Here is an 18,847-nt window from a genome sequence, read left to right as displayed (position 1 = left end):
GATTTGTTCCACTCGCTACGTTGCTAACGGGGCGCCCCGAGCCTTTGTTCATACAATGGTGCCAGAGAAGGTTACCGATTAAGGAATAAAATAAGTGTTGCATAGTAGGAGCTGAATGTGATGCCCGATAAGCAAAAAAAGCCGACACTGAGAAACCATGTATGGTTTATTTACGCAATTTCCATCATTTTATTAGGATTTATTTGGTATTTTCAATGGGTGCTGGGAATGATTATGACAGTATTGTTAGTCGTTTCATTCTATTACAGTATGCGTTCGGAGCAAGCTCTGCAAGATGAAGCTGAAAAATATATAACGACATTGTCGTACCGTGTAAAAAAGGTCGGAGAAGAAGCGTTATTAGAAATGCCGTTTGGAATTATCTTATATAATGATGATTTTAAAATAGAATGGGCAAATCCATATATGAATCGTTTTGATGATGGAAGTTTGGTCGGCGATTCACTTCATAAATTATCAGAGGATTTAATACCGATGATTAAAGAAAATAAAGAGAAGATCTGGTTTGAGTTGCAAGATTATGTGTTCGAAACGGTTGTAAAGAAAGAAGAACGACTCCTTTATTTATTTGATCGTACAGAACAATCGGAATTACAAATACAGTATCGAAATGAGCAGACGGTTCTTGGTTTTATTTTTCTAGACAACTATGAAGAAATTACGCAGAACATGGACGATACAAATAAAAGTCGATTAAACTCACAAGTGACATCGGTATTAAATAAATGGTCCAAACATCACGGTCTATATTTAAAACGAACTTCTCAGGAACGTTTTTTAGCCGTTGGAACAAAAGAAATCCTCACAAATCTAGAAAATTCGAAATTTGAAATCTTAGATGAAGTACGTGCATTAAGCGGAGAGCGCAATACCCCGGTTACATTAAGTATTGGTATCGGCATGGGGGATGTTGACTTGCCTACACTTGGGGAATTAGCCCAATCGAGCTTAGACCTTGCATTAGGTCGAGGTGGCGATCAAGTAGCGATTAAGGACGAGACGGGAAAAGTTCGTTTTTACGGTGGGAAAACAAACCCAATGGAAAAGCGAACGCGCGTAAGAGCAAGGGTAATCTCCCATGCGTTAAAAGAGTTAATTCGAGCTAGTGATAATGTGATCATTATGGGGCATAAATCACCTGACATGGATTCAATCGGTGCTGCTATCGGCATCTTAAATATTGCGCTTGCCAATGACGTAGAAGGATATGTCGTGTTTGATCCAAATGATATTGATACAGGTGTTTATCGGTTAGTAGATAAAATTAAGGAAGATGAGGTGCTTTGGCAATACTTTGTAGATCCTGATGAAGCAAATTCACTTATCAACAACCGTAGTCTAGTCGTTGTCGTAGATACACATCGACCAGCAATGGTAGCAAGTGAAGCACTCTTACAAAAGTCCGATTACAAAGTAGTCATTGATCATCATCGTCGAGGGGAAGATTTTATTGACAACCCAACTTTAGTATATATGGAACCATATGCATCTTCTACGGCAGAATTGGTAACAGAACTCTTAGAGTACCAACCGAAAAAATTAAAATTACGTATGTTGGAGGCAACTGCTTTATTAGCAGGGATTATTGTCGATACGAAAAGTTTCACTTTACGAACAGGGTCAAGAACATTTGATGCTGCTTCATACTTACGATCCAAAGGCGCCGACACAGTACTTGTTCAGGAACTGTTAAAAGAGGACATCGATGTATATGTCGAGCGAAGTAAACTAATTGAACGAGCACAAATATACCGTAATAAAATTGCTATCGCAAAAGCGAAAGAAGGACAAATTCATGGTCCTGTATTAATCGCTCAAACGGCCGATATTTTATTAACGATGAGCGGGATAGCTGCTTCTTTTGTTATTTCGGAACGCAAGGACGGAAAGGTTGGCATTAGCGCTCGATCGTTGGGGGCTATTAATGTGCAAGTGATTATGGAAAAAATGAATGGTGGTGGACATTTAACAAATGCCGCCACGCAGATTGAAGATACGACAATTGATGAAGCCGAACAGTTGTTAAAAGATATCTTAGATGAATATTATGAGGGGAGCGAATCAGAATGAAAGTAATATTTCTTAAAGACGTAAAAGGTAAAGGAAAACAAGGTGAAGTAAAAAATGTCTCTGATGGTTATGCACGTAACTATCTATTAAAAAATAACTTAGCCCAAGAAGCAACACCAGGTAATTTAAAAGCATTAGAAGCGAAGAAGAAAAAACAAGACCAGTTAGAACAAAAAGAAAAAGATGAAGCTATTCAATTGAAAAATAAACTTGCAGACATAACTGTAGAATTAACGGCTAAATCAGGGGACAGTGGACGTTTGTTTGGTTCCATTACGAGCAAACAAATCTCTGAAGCGTTAGAAAAGAATTATGGCTATAAAATTGATAAGCGAAAAATAGAGTTAGATGCACCGATTCGATCTTTAGGGTATACAAATGTACCTGTAAAATTGCATCCTGAAGTAGACGGTTCCATTAAAGTGCGTGTAAGTGAAAAGTAAATGAGGCGGTTTAGCAATATTTTTATAAATTAGCAGCAACTTTAAAGATGAATAGTGACTATAATGAGCTCCGGAAAATACGTAGAATCTTTTATGCTTGAAAGCATGTTGCAACTTCTCTGTTCAGTTAGAAAAATTTGGCTTACCTTCACGTCTGTAAGGCGTCATTAATTCTAAAAAAGAGGGTTGTCCGTTTGCTGAAAAAGTGAAGTATATTTCCGGAGCAAATTATGGGGCTTAGAAGTAGCAATATTTCTTGCAATATGAAATCATAAATTTTTTTCATCCCATAGTTCCAATTTCTTCATCTATAGTATCTGTTTTAAAAGGGGGACTACACATGAATACCCAAATAGATCGCACCCCACCGCATAATATGGAAGCTGAACAGTCGATTATTGGAGCAATATTTATCGATCCAGAAGCATTTATTACGGCTTCTGAGATATTAGTTGCAGAAGATTTTTATAAAGCAGCACATCAACGTATTTTTTCCAGTATGATGGCTTTATCCGATCGGGGGGAACCTATTGATGTCGTAACTGTAACTGCTTATTTACACAATGCGAACCAGTTAAATGAAGTAGGTGGCGTGCAATATTTATCACAAGTAGCAGATAGTGTACCTACATCTGCCAATATAGGCTATTATTGTCGGATTGTTGAAGAAAAAGCGTTATTACGAAGATTGATTCGATCAGCCACAGATATAGTAACATCAAGCTTTGAGAGGCAAGATGAAGTAGAGGATGTTTTAAATGAAGCCGAGAAAACCATTCTTGATGTATCTGGGAAAAAGAACTCTGGAGCGTTTAAAAATATTAAAGATGTGCTAATCGACGTCTACGATAATATTGAGCAACTGCATCATCAAAATGGTGATGTAACAGGAATTCCTACTGGTTTCCGTGATTTAGATCGAATCACTTCTGGCTTTCAACGGAATGATCTAATTATTATTGCTGCACGTCCTTCCGTAGGTAAAACAGCTTTTGCATTGAACGTAGCGCAAAATGTGGCTGTAAATACGGATGAGAATGTAGCTATTTTCAGTTTAGAAATGGGAGCAGACCAGTTAGTACAGCGTATGCTCTGTGCAGAAGGAAATATAGATGCTCAGCGTTTACGTAATGGACAATTGCAAGCTGAGGACTGGAGTAAATTAACGATGGCAATGGGTAGTTTATCCAATGCAGGTATTTATATTGATGATACGCCAGGCATACGGGTTGCAGACATAAGATCCAAATGTCGAAGATTAAAGCAAGAACATGGTTTAGGAATGATTTTAATCGATTATCTGCAACTTATCCAAGGAAGTGCCAATTCGAAAGAAAATAGGCAACAAGAGGTATCGGAAATATCCCGTTCTTTAAAAGGTTTAGCGCGAGAATTGAATGTACCATTGATTTCCCTTTCTCAGCTATCTCGTGGCGTAGAATCGAGACAAGACAAACGCCCTATGATGTCTGATTTGCGGGAATCGGGGAGTATTGAACAAGATGCGGATATTGTAGGGTTTTTATATCGAGATGATTATTATGATTCGGAATCGGAAAAACAAAACATTATTGAAATTATCATTTCGAAGCAACGTAATGGTCCGGTAGGGACGGTCGATTTAGCGTTTGTAAAAGAATATAATAAATTCGTTGACTTGGATCATCGTTATTCGGATAGCGATATTCCTCCAGCATAAGTCAAACAGCCTTTAGCGTATGAAGGCTGTTTTTTTTATGGTCTATTAAATTACAAAATTTAGCATATATGGATAAACAACTAAGTTATTTAGCTACGTCCGGCTTTATCGTCCTGCAACTAGGCGTCTTTACGAATTGCCTTAAGCTAAGTCATCATCGATTCATAGCCAAGAGTAAGGTCGACTAAAAACGGGCTTGCCACCCGCCGTCGGCATACCTCCTGTTTTAGTGGCATAATTCCTAAAGCTTTCGTTGATTTGTTCCACTCGCTACGTTGCTAAACGGGCGGCTCGAGCCTTTGTTCTACTATAGGAAAGTATTTCTGCAACGAACAAGGTATAAAATGTTACCTTACGGAGCAATTTTTAAATAGCCATATGTAATAGTAACATCGTAGTTTAAGCGAACAAATAACAAAAAAACAAAATCAACGTTCGCATTTAGCGTTGACTAAGTAAAAAATAATTGATAAAATAAGCAAGTAATTATGAAAAAGCAAATGAATAGAGCTTATAACTTAAGTGGAGGTGCATTATGTCCTCAGTAGTCGTAGTTGGAACGCAGTGGGGCGATGAAGGAAAAGGAAAAATTACCGATTTCTTATCGCAAAATGCTGAAGTTGTTGCACGTTATCAAGGTGGTAACAATGCGGGACACACAATAAAATTTGACAACATTACGTATAAATTACATTTAATTCCATCAGGCATATTTTTTAATGAGAAAACGTGTGTATTAGGAAATGGAATGGTAATTGACCCAAAAGCTTTCGTGGAGGAAATAGCTTATTTACATGAGCGTCATATTTCGACTGATAATCTGCGTATTAGCAATCGTGCACATGTCATTCTTCCCTATCATTTAAAGCTGGATATTTTACAAGAAGAAGAAAAAGGCGCTAACAAGATTGGCACAACTAAAAAGGGAATTGGGCCAGCTTATATGGACAAAGCCGCTCGTTGCGGTATTCGGATTGCCGATTTGATGAATAAAGATATATTTCGTAAAAAGTTAGAACAAAATTTACTAGAAAAAAATCGTTTATTTGAAAAACTTTATGGCGTAGAGCCGATGAAGCTGGAAGACATTGTTGATGTTTATTATGATTATGGTCAGCAAATGGCTCCATATGTGTGCGATACATCTGTCGTATTGAATGATGCATTGGATCAAGGTCGTCGTGTGTTATTTGAAGGGGCGCAAGGGGTTATGCTCGATATCGACCAAGGTACCTATCCATTTGTGACCTCTTCCAATCCGACTGCTGGTGGTGTTACTATTGGATCAGGAGTTGGGCCAACCAAAATTGACCATGTTGTCGGTGTTTCTAAAGCATATACAACTCGTGTTGGTGATGGACCTTTTCCTACAGAACTACATGATGAGATAGGTGAGCAAATTCGAGAAGTAGGCCGAGAATATGGCACCACAACAGGTCGTCCTCGCCGTGTCGGCTGGTTTGATAGTGTTGTTGTTCGTCATGCTCGTCGAGTGAGTGGGATTACCGATTTATCTTTGAATTCGATTGATGTATTAACAGGCATTAAAACGTTGAAAATTTGTGTGGCATACCGATATCAAGGTGAAATTATACATGAGTTCCCTGCAACACTAGCAGAACTTGCTGCGTGTGAACCCGTGTATGAGGAAATGCCAGGATGGACAGAAGATATTACAGGGGTAACAAGTTTGGGCGATTTGCCTGCAAATGCAAGGCACTACTTAGAGCGTGTGTCTCAACTAACAGGTATTCCACTTTCTATATTCTCTGTAGGACCAGATCGCTCGCAAACAAATGTAGTTCGAAGTGTTTACAGCTAAGCAATTTGTAATCTGTAGTGTATGGGAATTGCTTTTAGAGGATCTGATATCTAGTTACTACAGCGGCTAAACTTTTTCATAGAAACTGTGCGGTTTAAGATTTAATTGTCCCATGTCACAACACATGGTAGAGAAGAAAAAGGACTGGTAAAAGAGGAAGTCTCTTGAATCAGTCCTTTTTCTAGTATAGAATTGAAGTGTTAGGCAGCACATCACTTTAAATACGAATTAATCATACCTCCTATCACTGCAGTAATGATTCTCCACGAAATACGAAAAGTTCCATTTCATTTATTTATAGAAAAGGCATTTGATCCACAGATAAGATAATGCCTTCCACTGTAAGCACGGTGGAAGACATGATTTTACACATATATAGATCGATTTGATGGGATAAAAATGCTTGATGTAGTAATAGGGATGTTATTTTTACTAAGCGGTTTTTATTCATTTTCTTAGGAAACTAGACCAAAAATATAGTTTTAACTATAGGAAAGTATAGATTATTTAAACGTTATCCCTTCGAATGAAAAAACACAAGCTGTTGATAAATAGCCAATGAAGTTTTGAAAGTTTCACTGCATACAAAAGTACGATAAAATAAATATTAGAGTAGAAGGATGTGGCGAAAATGAGTCAAAAAATATTAGTTGTTGATGATGAACAGCCAATTGCAGATATATTGAAGTTTAATTTAGAAAAAGAAGGCTATGAAGTCGTTGTAGCGTATGATGGGGATGAAGCGATTAAGTTAGCAACAGAGGAAACCCCGGATTTAGTTCTATTGGATATTATGTTACCGAATAAAGATGGGAATGAAGTCTGTCGGGAAATACGAAAAACACAAACAATGCCAATTATTATGTTGACGGCAAAAGATTCGGAAATTGACAAAGTACTCGGATTGGAATTGGGAGCAGATGATTACGTGACGAAACCGTTCAGCAATCGGGAATTAATTGCTCGTGTAAAGGCGAACTTACGTAGGCAACAAGTGGTGCCTGAGGATACAACAAAAGCCTCTAAAGATATTCAAATTGGTTCGCTCGTTATTCACCCTGATGCTTATGTTGTCTCACGAGATGGCGAGCAAATTGAATTAACACATCGTGAATTTGAATTATTGCACTACCTCGCTCGACACATGGGACAAGTAATGACACGAGAACATTTATTAGAAACCGTATGGGGTTATGATTATTTTGGTGATGTTCGTACGGTAGATGTGACCGTGCGTAGGTTGCGAGAGAAAATTGAAGAGACTCCTAGTAACCCTATGTGGATCGTGACACGTAGAGGAGTAGGCTATTATTTACGAAATCCTGATCAGGAGTAGGTTTATTACATGAAAAAAGTAGGTTTTTTTCGTTCTATTCAATTAAAGTTTATCATTATATATATTCTTTTATTGCTGGTAGCTATTCAAGTTATCGGCTCCTTTTTTACTACCGAATTAGAAAATAATTTAGTAACTACCTTTGAAGATTCCATTGCTTCAAGAGTAGAGCTGTTAAGTTACAACTTGGAGCAGGCATTTAACCGTGAACGTGATGAGGAAAACCCAGATCAACCCTCATTAAAAGAAGAAGTTCAAAGTATTGTTTCCGAAGTAGACACGCAAGATATTTCAAGTCTACAAGTTGTTGATAATCAGAGCCGAGTCATGGCAACAAATGATTACAATTCGCGTGATGAAATTAATAAAAAAACGACGAGAGGGATTATTCAGCGTACACTAACGACGAATTCAACAGAACATAGTAATAATGTAAGAGATAATGACCGTTTTTATGTACTAGCTCATCCTATTGTAGATGAAAAAAATAGAGATATTGTCTTAGGTGTTATTTATTTAGAGGCGTCTTTAGAACCCGTGTACGATCAATTAATGAGTATTAATGAAATATTCTTTCAAGGTTCTGTCTTAGCTATTACTGTATCTGCCTTTATCGGTATTTTAGTTGCACGAACGATTACGAAACCGATTATTGAAATGCGTCGTCAGGCTCAAAAAATGGCCAGGGGTGATTTCACCCAAAAAGTAAATGTATACGGTTGGGATGAAATTGGTCATTTGGCTGAAACATTTAACGATTTAAATAATCAGCTAAAGCATTCCTATGCAACGATTGAAGAAGAACGACGAAAGCTAAGCTCCGTTTTATCGAATATGTCGGATGGTGTTATCGCTACAGATAATTCGGGAGCAATAACTTTAATGAATGAGCCTGCTGGAAGATTAATTGGCCATAATCCAGATGATGTGATGGGGTCCTACTTACTCGATATATTACATCTGGAAGATAAAATGGTGGATATTACCGAATTGCACAATAGTGGCTCGATGATTATTGATTTTGGAGAAAATGATGAGGATTTTATTATTCGGTCTAATTTTTCTACGGTTCTAGATGAAGAAGGGGAAATTACTGGATTTATTACGGTGATTAGTGATGTAACAGAGCAGGAAAAAGTAGAAGCAGAACGAAGAGAGTTTGTATCCAACGTTTCCCATGAACTTAGAACACCGCTTACTACGATGAGAAGCTATGTAGAAGCTTTAAATGATGGCGCATGGGAAGATAAAGAAATTGCCCCTAAGTTTCTCGGTGTCGTGCATAATGAGACAGAGCGGATGATTCGTATGGTCAATGATTTACTGCAACTCTCGAAAATGGATGCAAAAGAATATCCATTGCATAAGGAACGCGTTGAATTTGTAAGTTATTATCATCAAATTATTGACCGTTTTGAGATGCAAACGCCAAAAGGCATTCATTTACAACGGGAGTTACCTAACGGTAGCTACTATGTTTGGATGGATAAGGATAAGATGACACAGGTGCTTGATAACATTATTACAAATGCTATTAAATATTCCCCTGAAGGTGGCACGATTAAGCTAAAAACGGAGTATAAACGACATCAATTGTTAATTAGTATCCAAGACGAAGGTATGGGGATTGCATATGATAAATTAGAAAAGATCTTTGAACGCTTTTATCGTGCTGATAAAGCACGAACAAGAAAGCTTGGTGGCACAGGTCTTGGTTTAGCCATTGCTAAGGAACTTGTAGAGGCTCATCATGGTCAAATTTGGGCGACAAGCAAAGAAGGTAAAGGAACAACCGTTTACTTTACGCTTCCGCTTATGAATCAGAAGCGGAGAGGTGCATAATGAAACTAGAGACGTTTAAATCCATTTTATTAGTATTGTTAATTGGACTTAGTTTATTATTAACGTTTGGATTATGGAATTATCAATCTGAATTTGAAGAACTGGATGATAAGGAAAACGTAAGTGACACTAGTGTTGGTGGTAACAAAATGGAAGCGGAGAGTAATGTCATCCTACCTAGTTCCATTATTTTTCATGCAGGGCAGCAGCATTTAGGATATAAAGATCCACAAAAGCAGCAACAGCTATTTGAAGACATGCAAACATGGGTGTATACAAACTTTACTATTAAAGATGCGAATTGGGACGCAGATGACTTTGATATAGAAATCAGATTTCCAGATGCGTTGCCAATTCAGGTTGTAACGAGTCTATTTCAGTTTACAAACACAGATAAAGTGGACGCAAATTGGTCCTTTGATCATATATATTTACGCCTGAAAGAAGATACATCAACAATAACCGTGCTGTTTCCTTCCGTTGATGGTAGAAGACAAGCGACTGCTTCGGTAAGTAATTCCGCCAATTATAATCAGTTTAAGCAATTATTTGCTTCTCGAGAAGACTTAACCGAGTTTTTACTATTTAACGAAGGGGAAAGAGACATTTTCATTCCTAGCAAAACAAAAGATTTAAAAAAGCGTTCGCTTATTGTAAATAAGATACCGTCAGACCGATTTGTGAGAGCTTTATTTCCAAATACGACTAGAGTGAATCGATCTGATGAAGGGGAAAGAGGCATTGGAGAGTTCTATTTTGCTGATAGTGAGCGCGAGATGCGAATACAATATCATGAGACAAAATTAGAGTACTATTATCCATATGCTACGGATAATGATGCAGGTCAAAATGATCCAGTAGAATTAATCGATCGGAGTATTTCAACGATAGATTCACACGATGGTTGGTTTGGCAATTATCAATTGTATGATTTAGATACTTCATCGAATCGAGTGATTTACCGAATGAGTTATAATGGTTATCCTGTTTATAATGAATACGGCTTATCCTTGATGGAAGTCCAGTACCAAGGGCTTGATATTTATCGCTATAATCGTTCATTATTAAAGCTTAGCAATGAAGTGCGTACAGAAGATATCGATGTCCCTTCTGGAGCAGATGTAATCCGTTATGTAAACGATGAGTTAACCGACGAGGTTGATCAAATCCAAGATATTCAATTAATGTATGATTTTCAGTATCAAACGGATAACTCGGTTATTTTAAATCCGGTTTGGTTTATGCAAATCAATGGAACATGGAAAAAACTGTTTCCAGACTTAGAAACTCCCACTTCACAACAGGGAGGAGTTTAAGATATGCAGTGGAGTCAGATTAAAACCTTATTTATATTATGTTTTTTAATCCTTAATATTTATTTGTTTGTAGAGTTTATGGATAAACAAAGTAGTATCGATTCATATGATCGCACAAATCCAAATGAACCAACCTTGGAAGAAGAGTTGAAGCAGGAAGATATTAAGATTCGTGATTATCATATAGGTGTAAAGAAAGATACGTATATGAATATTGCCCCAAAAACCTATACAGAAACAGATTACAGGAAAATAAAAGCATTGAAAAACCAAGAAACGGAATTGATTAATGGGTCTTTACTTGTCTCTAAATTTGATGAGCCAATCCCATTACCAAAGCAACCAAATAATGCCAATGTTAGTCAATTGCTAAAGAAGTATATTGCTTCTTCAGATGAGTACAAGTATTATGGTTGGGATAAAGATGCTAATGTATTGTTATTGTTTCAGAAAGAAAAGGATCGAACGATTTATTATAATCGCTACGGTTTAATACTCGTTTTTCTGAATAAAGATAATGAAATGATTTATTATACGCAAACAATGTTAGGAGATGCGCAAAAGCAAGGAGAGCCAAGTACGCTGTATGAGCCAATGAGTGCGATCGGTACTTTATTCGACCAAAATGAATTATATTCGAAAGACACAATTACAAATGTAGAGTACGGGTATTATACTCGGATTGCTTCTGAGACAGGAGCGTCTCAGGTTTTTGCACCAACGTATAAAATAACGGTAAATGAAGAACGGAATTACTTTGTAGGTGCGGTAGAACCATATGTAAGCATGGGCGATAATACAAAGTTCATTTCAGATACGTTACAGAATTATGAAAGTGTAATGCAACAAATGAGTAATGAAATAGAGTGGAAGAAGGAATTTCTAATTATGGTAAATCAAATTATTGTGGAAGATAGTATAGAGAATAATCGGAGTGACTTTGAATGACTTTACGTTTTAGCGTACTAGCTTCAGGTAGTACTGGAAATGCTTTTTACATTGAAACGGAACAAGAGAAATTACTCGTTGATGCCGGGTTAAGTGGAAAGCAGATGGATCGTTTATTTGCAGAAATAGATGCGGATCCCCGAAAGTTATCGGGAATATTAGTAACGCATGAGCATAGTGATCATATAAAAGGATTAGGCATTATTGCTCGCAAGTACCAGTTGCCTATCTATGCGAATGAAAAGACTTGGAAAGCGATGGAAAAATCGATTGGAAACATATCGGTGGATCAAAAATTTTATTTTCATCGGGATGAAGTAAAAACGTTTGGTGATATGGATGTTGCTTCATTTGGTGTATCCCATGACGCAGCAGAACCTATGTTTTATACATTTCATCATGAAGATAAGAAGGTAGCATTAGTAACGGATTTAGGGTATGTTTCCGACCGCATTAAGAAAACCGTGGAAGGTGCAGATGCGTATATATTTGAAGCAAACCATGATGTAGGCATGCTTCGGATGGGGAAGTATCCTTGGAATGTTAAACGGAGAATATTGGGCGATTCTGGACATATTTCCAATGAAGATTGTGGTCTAGCTCTAGCAGATATTATTGATAATAATACGAAACGCATTTACTTAGCACATTTAAGCTTAGATAATAATATGCGCGATTTAGCTAGAATGTCTGTAGATCAAGTTCTACAAGAGAGAGGGATCGCGATAGATTTGCTAGATACTTACCATGATAAGTCTACACCTCTTTTTGCAGTATGACGAAGTATAAATTTTTAGAATTTATCTATGACGATAAAGATTTGATATGATAAGCTGGAGATTTTTAAATATTAGCTAGTAAATGTGGTTATTTTCATACTTTTTCGGGGAATAATAAGAGCAATTATTTATCATTCAGGAAGGAGTAAACCTCTTTCCCAAAAAGGGGTAGGTATATGGGGTATTATGATGAGCATTATCCACCGAAACGAAGAAAGAAAAAGAGCGGCTGGCTTGTGCCATTGCTGCTTGGTGCAATCCTTGGTGTTTTGCTTGTAACAGTCGCACTTCCTGTACTTGTAGATACAGGTATCTTAAATAATGCCGAGCAACAAAAGAATGAGCGTAGTGGTCCAAAAGAAGTGGTGAATGTAGATGTGTCATCACAAATTACGGAAGTCATCAACCAGGTAGCACCAGCAGTTGTTGGGGTTATTAATATTCAAAGTCAAATGGACTTTTGGCAACAACAGGAGGAAAATAGTCAAGCTGGTGAAGGTTCTGGTGTCATTTATAAAAAGGCAGATGGAAATGCATTTGTAGTCACGAATCATCATGTTGTAGAGGGGGCGGATACAGTTGAGGTTGTCCTATCTGATGATACACATGTAGAAGCAGATTTAGTGGGAACAGATCTTTTTTCCGATTTAGCCGTTTTAAAAATGGGTGGAGACCAAGTAGAACAAGTTATCAAAATGGGCTCTTCGGCAAATGTAAAAAGGGGTGAACCTGCTATTGCAATTGGCAATCCACTTGGGCTTATGTTTTCAGGGTCGGTTACCCAAGGAGTTATTAGCGGCACTGAACGAACCATTCCACTAGATTTTAACCAGGATGGACGAGCGGACTGGCAAGCAGAAGTAATTCAAACCGATGCAGCCATTAACCCAGGTAATAGTGGTGGTGCGCTTATTAATATTCGTGGGCAACTCATCGGGATAAACTCGATGAAAATTAACCAAACAGCAGTAGAAGGGTTAGGCTTTGCCATACCAATTGATTACGCACTGCCAATTATAGAAGAACTGGAAACAGAAGGAAAGGTTACGAGACCTTATTTAGGCGTAGAAATTTACTCCTTAGAGGAAGTACCACAAACAGAATGGGATAGTACTTTAGGTCTCCCAGATAATATTAAGGGTGGCGTATATGTATGGAGTGTAGAGCCGCTATCACCTGCTGATCGGGCCGGGCTAAAACGGTTAGATGTAATTACAGAACTAGATGGCAAGAAAGTAATGAATATGATTGATCTTCGAAAGATTCTTTATCAAGAAAAAGAAGTAGGAGACGAAATAGCTGTCACTTATTATCGTGATGGCAAAAAACGCGAGACAACGATTCAACTAGGAAAGCAAAATTAACCAAAAGCAAGGTTTGCCCACAATGTGGATAACCTTGCTTTTGGTGTTTTATGAGTGCAAAACAGTTATCTACAAAGTGGATAACTGAAAAAAGGAAAAAGGAGCACCTAGCATGAGGTGCTCCTTTTTACACGATAAGAAAAGATAAAAGGGAGAGTCTTCCTTTTTATATCCAAGAAGCATCTTTGATATATCATAGCTTTTCCAATATAGTGATCCGTAAAAAGGCAGATGAACAGGGATGACGATGTTTAGCAGCTGTGGATCAACTAACTAAGTTATTTAGCCACGTCCGGCTCCAGAGCTCAGCAACTAGGCGACTTTACTCCATTGCCCTAAGCTAAGTCATCATCGGTTCGTTCCAAATAGGAAGGCCGACTAAAGACGGGCTTGCCGGAGGGCGCCGGCATACTCCTGTTGCAGGAGTATGATTCATAAAACTTTTGTTGATTCGTTCCAGTTGTTACGTTGCTAACCGGGCGCCCCGAGCCTTTGTTCCTTCCCAGGTTCAGGGTTTTTTCAAATCCTTTATGATTCAACTAAAGACCAAGGAACAGAACTTATCCACAGATATGTCCTTATTATGCACAATTTGTGAATAACTTTTAAGATAAAAATCAATATATAGTATGTGAAAAAAACAACAAAACAAAATAGCTGCGAACATTTGTGCATATGTGGATAATTTTGTGGATGAACACAGCTTTTCAACAGCGTATGCCGCATTTATACACTAGTTATCAACAGTTGAGAAGAAAGAGCACTACATTTTTTCTTAAAAGATAAGAAAGCATAAATTTGTTGCTTTGGCATACGGATTCAACGAAATAGTCACGTCCGAATCCAGCGCCCAGCAACTAGGCGACTTCACTCCATTGCCCTAAGCTAAGTCATCATCGGTTCGTAGAAATAGGAAGGCTGACTAAAGAAGGGCTTGCCGGGGGCGCCGGCATACTCCTGATGCAGGAGCATGATTCGTAAAACTTTCGTTGATTCGTTCCAGTTGCTACATTATTATACGGGCGCCCTAGCCTTTGTTCTTCCAAATAACCAGTAATAAAACGAATATAACAATATCTAATCTTGCTTCGAATAGAAAGGGGAGCACCCCTTGATGGAGTAAAGTGGGTAGTTTGGTTAAATATAAAGCGACAAGCATAATTAAAATTAGCGGTGGTACGGCTAAATGGAGATAGAACCTTTTAGCAATCAACATTCCGCATGCAACTTCTACAATGGCAACGATAAACAAGGCTAACTCCGGAAAAGGAAGCCCTAATTCAGCAAAACGTACTTTAAAATCGCTAGCGACGAGTTTCATGATCCCAGATGTTAAAAAAACAAACGCTAGGCAATAGCATACCCACGTAAATAGCGGTTGGCTTAACTGTTTTTCCATCGATATTCCCCCCTTCTTATTAAAGGTAGAGACGCTTATATGTAGATCAATTCATTATATGCAAGAAGAAGGACAAACTTGCTAAGCATTATGCTTCAACGTATAATTCCTTTATACTTATTAGAAAAGCACAAACTGATAGTATAAGAGAAACGATTGCTTACGTCAGCAGACTTTTCAATAAGCACCGTTTTTCTACTATAAAGAAAGGGATGGGCAAAAAGGATATGTTACGACGATTTTTCTCCTATTACAAGCCCCATAAACGTTTATTTGCAGTAGATTTCACCTCTGCAGTTATTGGAGCGTGATGGTATTTTTGCACACTTACATCGGGTACAAATGCGTTAATAAATTGCTTTCTGGATAAGAGCATTGCTACTCCCTGTTCTTCTTTAGACGATAGACTGTAAGGGGTTATATTGTATAAGCAAAATTTGGCTTTGGTCGTAAAAATTAGAGTTTTCTAAAAAGATACATGCACACGTTATAATTGCTGTTCAACATATGTTTGCTTGTTTCAATTGTTAATAATTAATGACAATTTCTATTTTTATGCCATATACAGTTTAATTCTAGTAGGCTAGAGGTATAGGCATTATGTAAGAATAAAAGTAGAGAGGGGATTTACGATGGAGCAAATGGACCAAGCGACACAGGCATACAGTTTGCCAAGAATTGGTGAAAAAGCACCTGACTTTACTGCAAAAACGACCCATGGTGACATTTCTTTAACAGATTATAAGGGAAGATGGGTCGTATTGTTTTCGCATCCAGCTGATTTCACACCCGTATGTACCTCTGAGTTTGTAGCTTTTCAAGAAGTCTATGACCAACTACGTGAGATGAATACAGAATTAATCGGCTTAAGTATTGATAGTGTGAGTTCGCACATTGCTTGGGCGAGAAATATTGAAGAAAACTTTAATACAACCATTGAATTTCCGATTATTGCTGATTTGAATCAAAAAGTTGCTACGAAATATGGCATGATTATGCCCGAATCCGATGGCACAGAAACGTCACGAGCGGTATTTGTCATTGATGATAATCAAACGATTCGTGCCTTAATTTATTATCCATTATCAACAGGGCGAAACATGGAAGAAATTGTCCGACTTGTGAAAGCATTGCGGACAACGGATGAGCATGGAGTTTCCACTCCTGCAAATTGGCAACCTGGCGATAAAGGAATTGTTAAACCACCGCAAACAAAAGAAGAAGCTAATGAGCGCATGAATAATCAGGAGTATGATTGCGTAGATTGGTACTATTGTAAGAAAGAAATTAATTAGGCAGTGGATAGCTCCCTAGCTGCAAAGCTAGGGACACTTTTCAGGAATATATATTTGAATATTCGAAATATATTTAATTAGAAAGGGGTTTATGTATGTATCTACACCATTTTTATGAAACTTCTTTAGCTCAAGCCTCTTACATGGTAGCTTGCCAAGCTACTGGTGAAGCAGCTGTTATTGATCCGGCTAGAAATATAGAGGGGTATTTAAAAACAGCTAGAGAGCAAGGTTTTCAAATTGTTGCAGCAGTGGAAACACATATTCATGCTGATTTTGTATCGGGAGTTACAGAACTTGCACGAAGAACGGGGGCAACCATTTACCATTCTATAGAAGGTGTAGATAATGGGGGCTATGAATGGAGTAGCGACTTACCTGTAAAAGGTTTACGTGATCAAGATACCATCCAATTAGGGAAAGTACAGCTGCGAGCAGTCCACACTCCTGGACATACGCCAGAGCATATGGCTTATGAATTAATCGATGGGGCTGTTGCTGATCGACCAATGGGTATATTTACAGGTGATTTTGTATTTGTTGGTGATGTTGGCCGTCCTGACCTGTTAGAGAAGGCAGTAGGCGTAGTAGGATCTGCCGAAGAGGGAGCAAGACAGATGTTTAGCTCTATTCACCGGTTTAAAAAGTATGCGGATTATGTACAAATATGGCCTGGGCACGGATCAGGAAGTGCTTGTGGCAAGGCTCTTGGGGCAGTGCCGACAAGCACAGTGGGCTATGAACGATTGTTTAATCCAGCTTTTCAACCAACCGAAGAAACAGCTTTTATCAACTTGTTATTGGATGGACAGCCAGAACCGCCTGCTTACTTCGCAAAGATGAAGGAAGTAAACAAAACAGGTATGACACCACTTCAAAAAGTACCATCACCGGTAGAAATGCAACTTACTGGTGACGAAATAGCCGAATTAGCACAAGATAACCAGACGATGGTAATTGATACACGAAGGATCCAAACATTTGCTACTGGAAGTATCCCAGGAACAATTAATCTGCCGTATCCTGATATGTTTACCGAATGGCTCGGTCGTTTAGCCGATTATGAAAAAACGATCTATCTTATTGCGGAGCCACATCAATTTGCCCCTTTACGTAAAATAATGCTTGGTATGGGGATGGATAACTTAAAAGGATTTTTTGCTACGTCTGTCATAGATAGTGCATCTAAGAAACTAACCTATGATACGCAATCCCCATCTGTAGTTGACAAGAAAAGAGAGCATGATGATGTTCAAGTGTTGGATGTCAGGTATATAGATGAATGGGATGAAGCACATATTCCAAACGCCAAGCATATTCCGCTTCCAAAATTAGCAGAACGTGCGGATGAATTAAATCCGAAGAAGCCTGTTGCTGTCCATTGTCGCTCAGGAAAGCGTTCAGCGATTGCGTCAAGCATGTTAATAAATCAAGGATTTGACGTTATTAACGTGGAAGGCGGATTTATAAACTGGGAGCAACAAAATCTGGAGACAACGAAAGATAAAATAAAAGAGGGTTAAGCACCCTCTTTTGACTAGTCTAGGAAATTATAAAATTTTGCAGCTGTGAATAAACTTACTAAGTTATTTAGCCACGTCTGGCGCAAGCGCCCAGCAACTAGGCGACTTCACGAATCGCCCTACGATAAGTCATCATTGGTTCGTGCAACACCGCCTCAACATGATTCCTAAAACTTTCGTTGATTTGTTCCACTCGCTACGTTGCTAACCGGGCGCTTGCGCCTTTGTTCTATAGAAAAACATAAAAATTCTAGGTTTTGTCATTTATTCCTTATGTTCATCGTATCGCTTCTTTTTTAAATAATAACCGTAAGAAAATACAGCAAGAAAACAAATAAACCCAACACTGCCTACAATCAACCCACCGCTAATACTGCCACCAGGTAGAAACTTTCCGGCTAATCCAAATAATAACCCAATACAAACAGCGAGCAACACAATGCGGTAATAAGGCCCTGGTCTTCTCATGATATTCTCGTACGTATCAATGGAAATGCTTAGGTTAAGAAGGCTTAGCACAACCATTGAAATGCAAAATACAAACCAAACGGGGCTTGATAATGCCGCGTCAATTCCTTTTGTAACTCCATCATAAATAATAATCGCTAATATACCTACTGTTTGTATAAAAAATACCATTGAAATATGCTTCAAGTTTCTGAGTTTCAACCGTTCATCTTGCATTTTTTTAATCACTCTTCTCCCTCTCTTGGAATCCAGAATATTTCGTCTAATGAGCGACCTGTCGCATAGCAGATTTCTAAGCATAAATTTAAAGTCGGATTGTACTTTCCTTTTTCAATTAAGCTAATCGTTTGGCGTGTCACCCCCGTTTTTTCAGCTAATTGCTGTTGGGTTAGTTCTGCTTGCAAGCGAGCAAATTTTACTTTATTTTTCACGTGTTTAATGCCCCCTTGCCCTTATTGTAACATATACATTACATTATTCAATATATATATTACATAGCGCAAAAAAGAGTATAGCTTGACA

Annotated in this window: 16 protein-coding genes; 12 read left to right on the top strand and 4 right to left on the bottom strand. The window is 38.1% G+C overall.

The window, feature by feature from the left end:
- The first annotated feature begins 120 nt into the window (after positions 1-120).
- The 10 genes from BUB45_RS13490 to BUB45_RS13445 all read left to right on the top strand — a co-directional run bounded on the left by BUB45_RS13490 (position 121) and on the right by BUB45_RS13445 (position 13,640).
- The gene (locus BUB45_RS13490; protein WP_073010509.1) at positions 121-2,091 is read left to right on the top strand and encodes a DHH family phosphoesterase; all 1,971 of its coding nucleotides are present in this window, start codon (positions 121-123) and stop codon (positions 2,089-2,091) included.
- Positions 2,088-2,534: a 50S ribosomal protein L9 gene (gene rplI / locus BUB45_RS13485; RefSeq protein WP_073010506.1), complete on the top strand. Its 447-nt coding sequence runs from the start codon at positions 2,088-2,090 to the stop codon at positions 2,532-2,534. Before BUB45_RS13490 ends, rplI begins: the two co-directional genes overlap by 4 nt.
- A gap of 340 nt (positions 2,535-2,874) precedes the next feature.
- On the top strand, positions 2,875-4,233 hold the full coding sequence (gene dnaB, locus BUB45_RS13480; RefSeq protein WP_073010503.1) for a replicative DNA helicase: 1,359 nt from the start codon (positions 2,875-2,877) through the stop codon (positions 4,231-4,233).
- A 535-nt stretch (positions 4,234-4,768) separates the two neighbouring features.
- Entirely contained in the window at positions 4,769-6,055 is a 1,287-nt protein-coding gene (locus BUB45_RS13475) for an adenylosuccinate synthase (protein WP_073010500.1), read from the top strand.
- 631 nt (positions 6,056-6,686) lie between these two features.
- The gene (yycF, locus tag BUB45_RS13470; protein ID WP_073010498.1) at positions 6,687-7,391 is read left to right on the top strand and encodes a response regulator YycF; all 705 of its coding nucleotides are present in this window, start codon (positions 6,687-6,689) and stop codon (positions 7,389-7,391) included.
- Positions 7,392-7,400: 9 nt separating this feature from the next.
- Complete coding sequence (gene walK / locus BUB45_RS13465; RefSeq protein ID WP_073010495.1) at positions 7,401-9,233, top strand: cell wall metabolism sensor histidine kinase WalK; 1,833 nt, start codon at positions 7,401-7,403, stop codon at positions 9,231-9,233.
- On the top strand, positions 9,233-10,549 hold the full coding sequence (locus tag BUB45_RS13460) for a YycH family regulatory protein (protein WP_073010493.1): 1,317 nt from the start codon (positions 9,233-9,235) through the stop codon (positions 10,547-10,549). The genes walK and BUB45_RS13460 overlap by 1 nt, the downstream gene beginning before the upstream one ends.
- Before the next feature lie 3 nt (positions 10,550-10,552).
- The gene (locus BUB45_RS13455) at positions 10,553-11,497 is read left to right on the top strand and encodes a two-component system regulatory protein YycI (protein ID WP_073010490.1); all 945 of its coding nucleotides are present in this window, start codon (positions 10,553-10,555) and stop codon (positions 11,495-11,497) included.
- Positions 11,494-12,276, top strand: coding sequence for an MBL fold metallo-hydrolase (locus BUB45_RS13450; RefSeq protein ID WP_073010487.1), 783 nt, complete (start codon positions 11,494-11,496; stop codon positions 12,274-12,276). The genes BUB45_RS13455 and BUB45_RS13450 overlap by 4 nt, the downstream gene beginning before the upstream one ends.
- 176 nt (positions 12,277-12,452) lie before the next feature.
- Positions 12,453-13,640, top strand: coding sequence for a S1C family serine protease (locus BUB45_RS13445; RefSeq protein ID WP_073010484.1), 1,188 nt, complete (start codon positions 12,453-12,455; stop codon positions 13,638-13,640).
- Between the two features lie 1,027 nt (positions 13,641-14,667).
- On the opposite strand, the gene BUB45_RS13440 is transcribed toward BUB45_RS13445, so the two are convergent.
- Entirely contained in the window at positions 14,668-15,039 is a 372-nt protein-coding gene (locus BUB45_RS13440) for a DoxX family protein (RefSeq protein WP_073010481.1), read from the bottom strand.
- A gap of 250 nt (positions 15,040-15,289) precedes the next feature.
- Positions 15,290-15,415, bottom strand: a complete 126-nt coding sequence (locus BUB45_RS20650) for a hypothetical protein (protein WP_280157498.1) — start codon at positions 15,413-15,415, stop codon at positions 15,290-15,292.
- A 256-nt stretch (positions 15,416-15,671) separates the two neighbouring features.
- On the opposite strand from BUB45_RS20650, the gene BUB45_RS13435 reads away from it, so the two are divergent.
- Both BUB45_RS13435 and BUB45_RS13430 read left to right on the top strand, forming a co-directional pair.
- On the top strand, positions 15,672-16,334 hold the full coding sequence (locus BUB45_RS13435; protein WP_073010478.1) for a peroxiredoxin: 663 nt from the start codon (positions 15,672-15,674) through the stop codon (positions 16,332-16,334).
- A gap of 95 nt (positions 16,335-16,429) precedes the next feature.
- A complete protein-coding gene (locus tag BUB45_RS13430; protein WP_073010475.1) occupies positions 16,430-17,857 on the top strand; it encodes an MBL fold metallo-hydrolase in 1,428 nt (475 codons plus the stop codon).
- A gap of 264 nt (positions 17,858-18,121) precedes the next feature.
- On the opposite strand, the gene BUB45_RS13425 is transcribed toward BUB45_RS13430, so the two are convergent.
- Both BUB45_RS13425 and BUB45_RS13420 read right to left on the bottom strand, forming a co-directional pair.
- On the bottom strand, positions 18,122-18,553 hold the full coding sequence (locus BUB45_RS13425; protein WP_084723678.1) for a hypothetical protein: 432 nt from the start codon (positions 18,551-18,553) through the stop codon (positions 18,122-18,124).
- Positions 18,550-18,756: a helix-turn-helix transcriptional regulator gene (locus tag BUB45_RS13420; RefSeq protein WP_073010472.1), complete on the bottom strand. Its 207-nt coding sequence runs from the start codon at positions 18,754-18,756 to the stop codon at positions 18,550-18,552. The genes BUB45_RS13425 and BUB45_RS13420 overlap by 4 nt, the downstream gene beginning before the upstream one ends.
- Positions 18,757-18,847 lie beyond the last annotated feature (91 nt).

This window comes from Virgibacillus chiguensis, from assembly GCF_900129865.1.
Classification (GTDB): domain Bacteria; phylum Bacillota; class Bacilli; order Bacillales; family Amphibacillaceae; genus Virgibacillus; species Virgibacillus chiguensis.
This window is presented reverse-complemented; position numbering and strand designations above follow the sequence as displayed.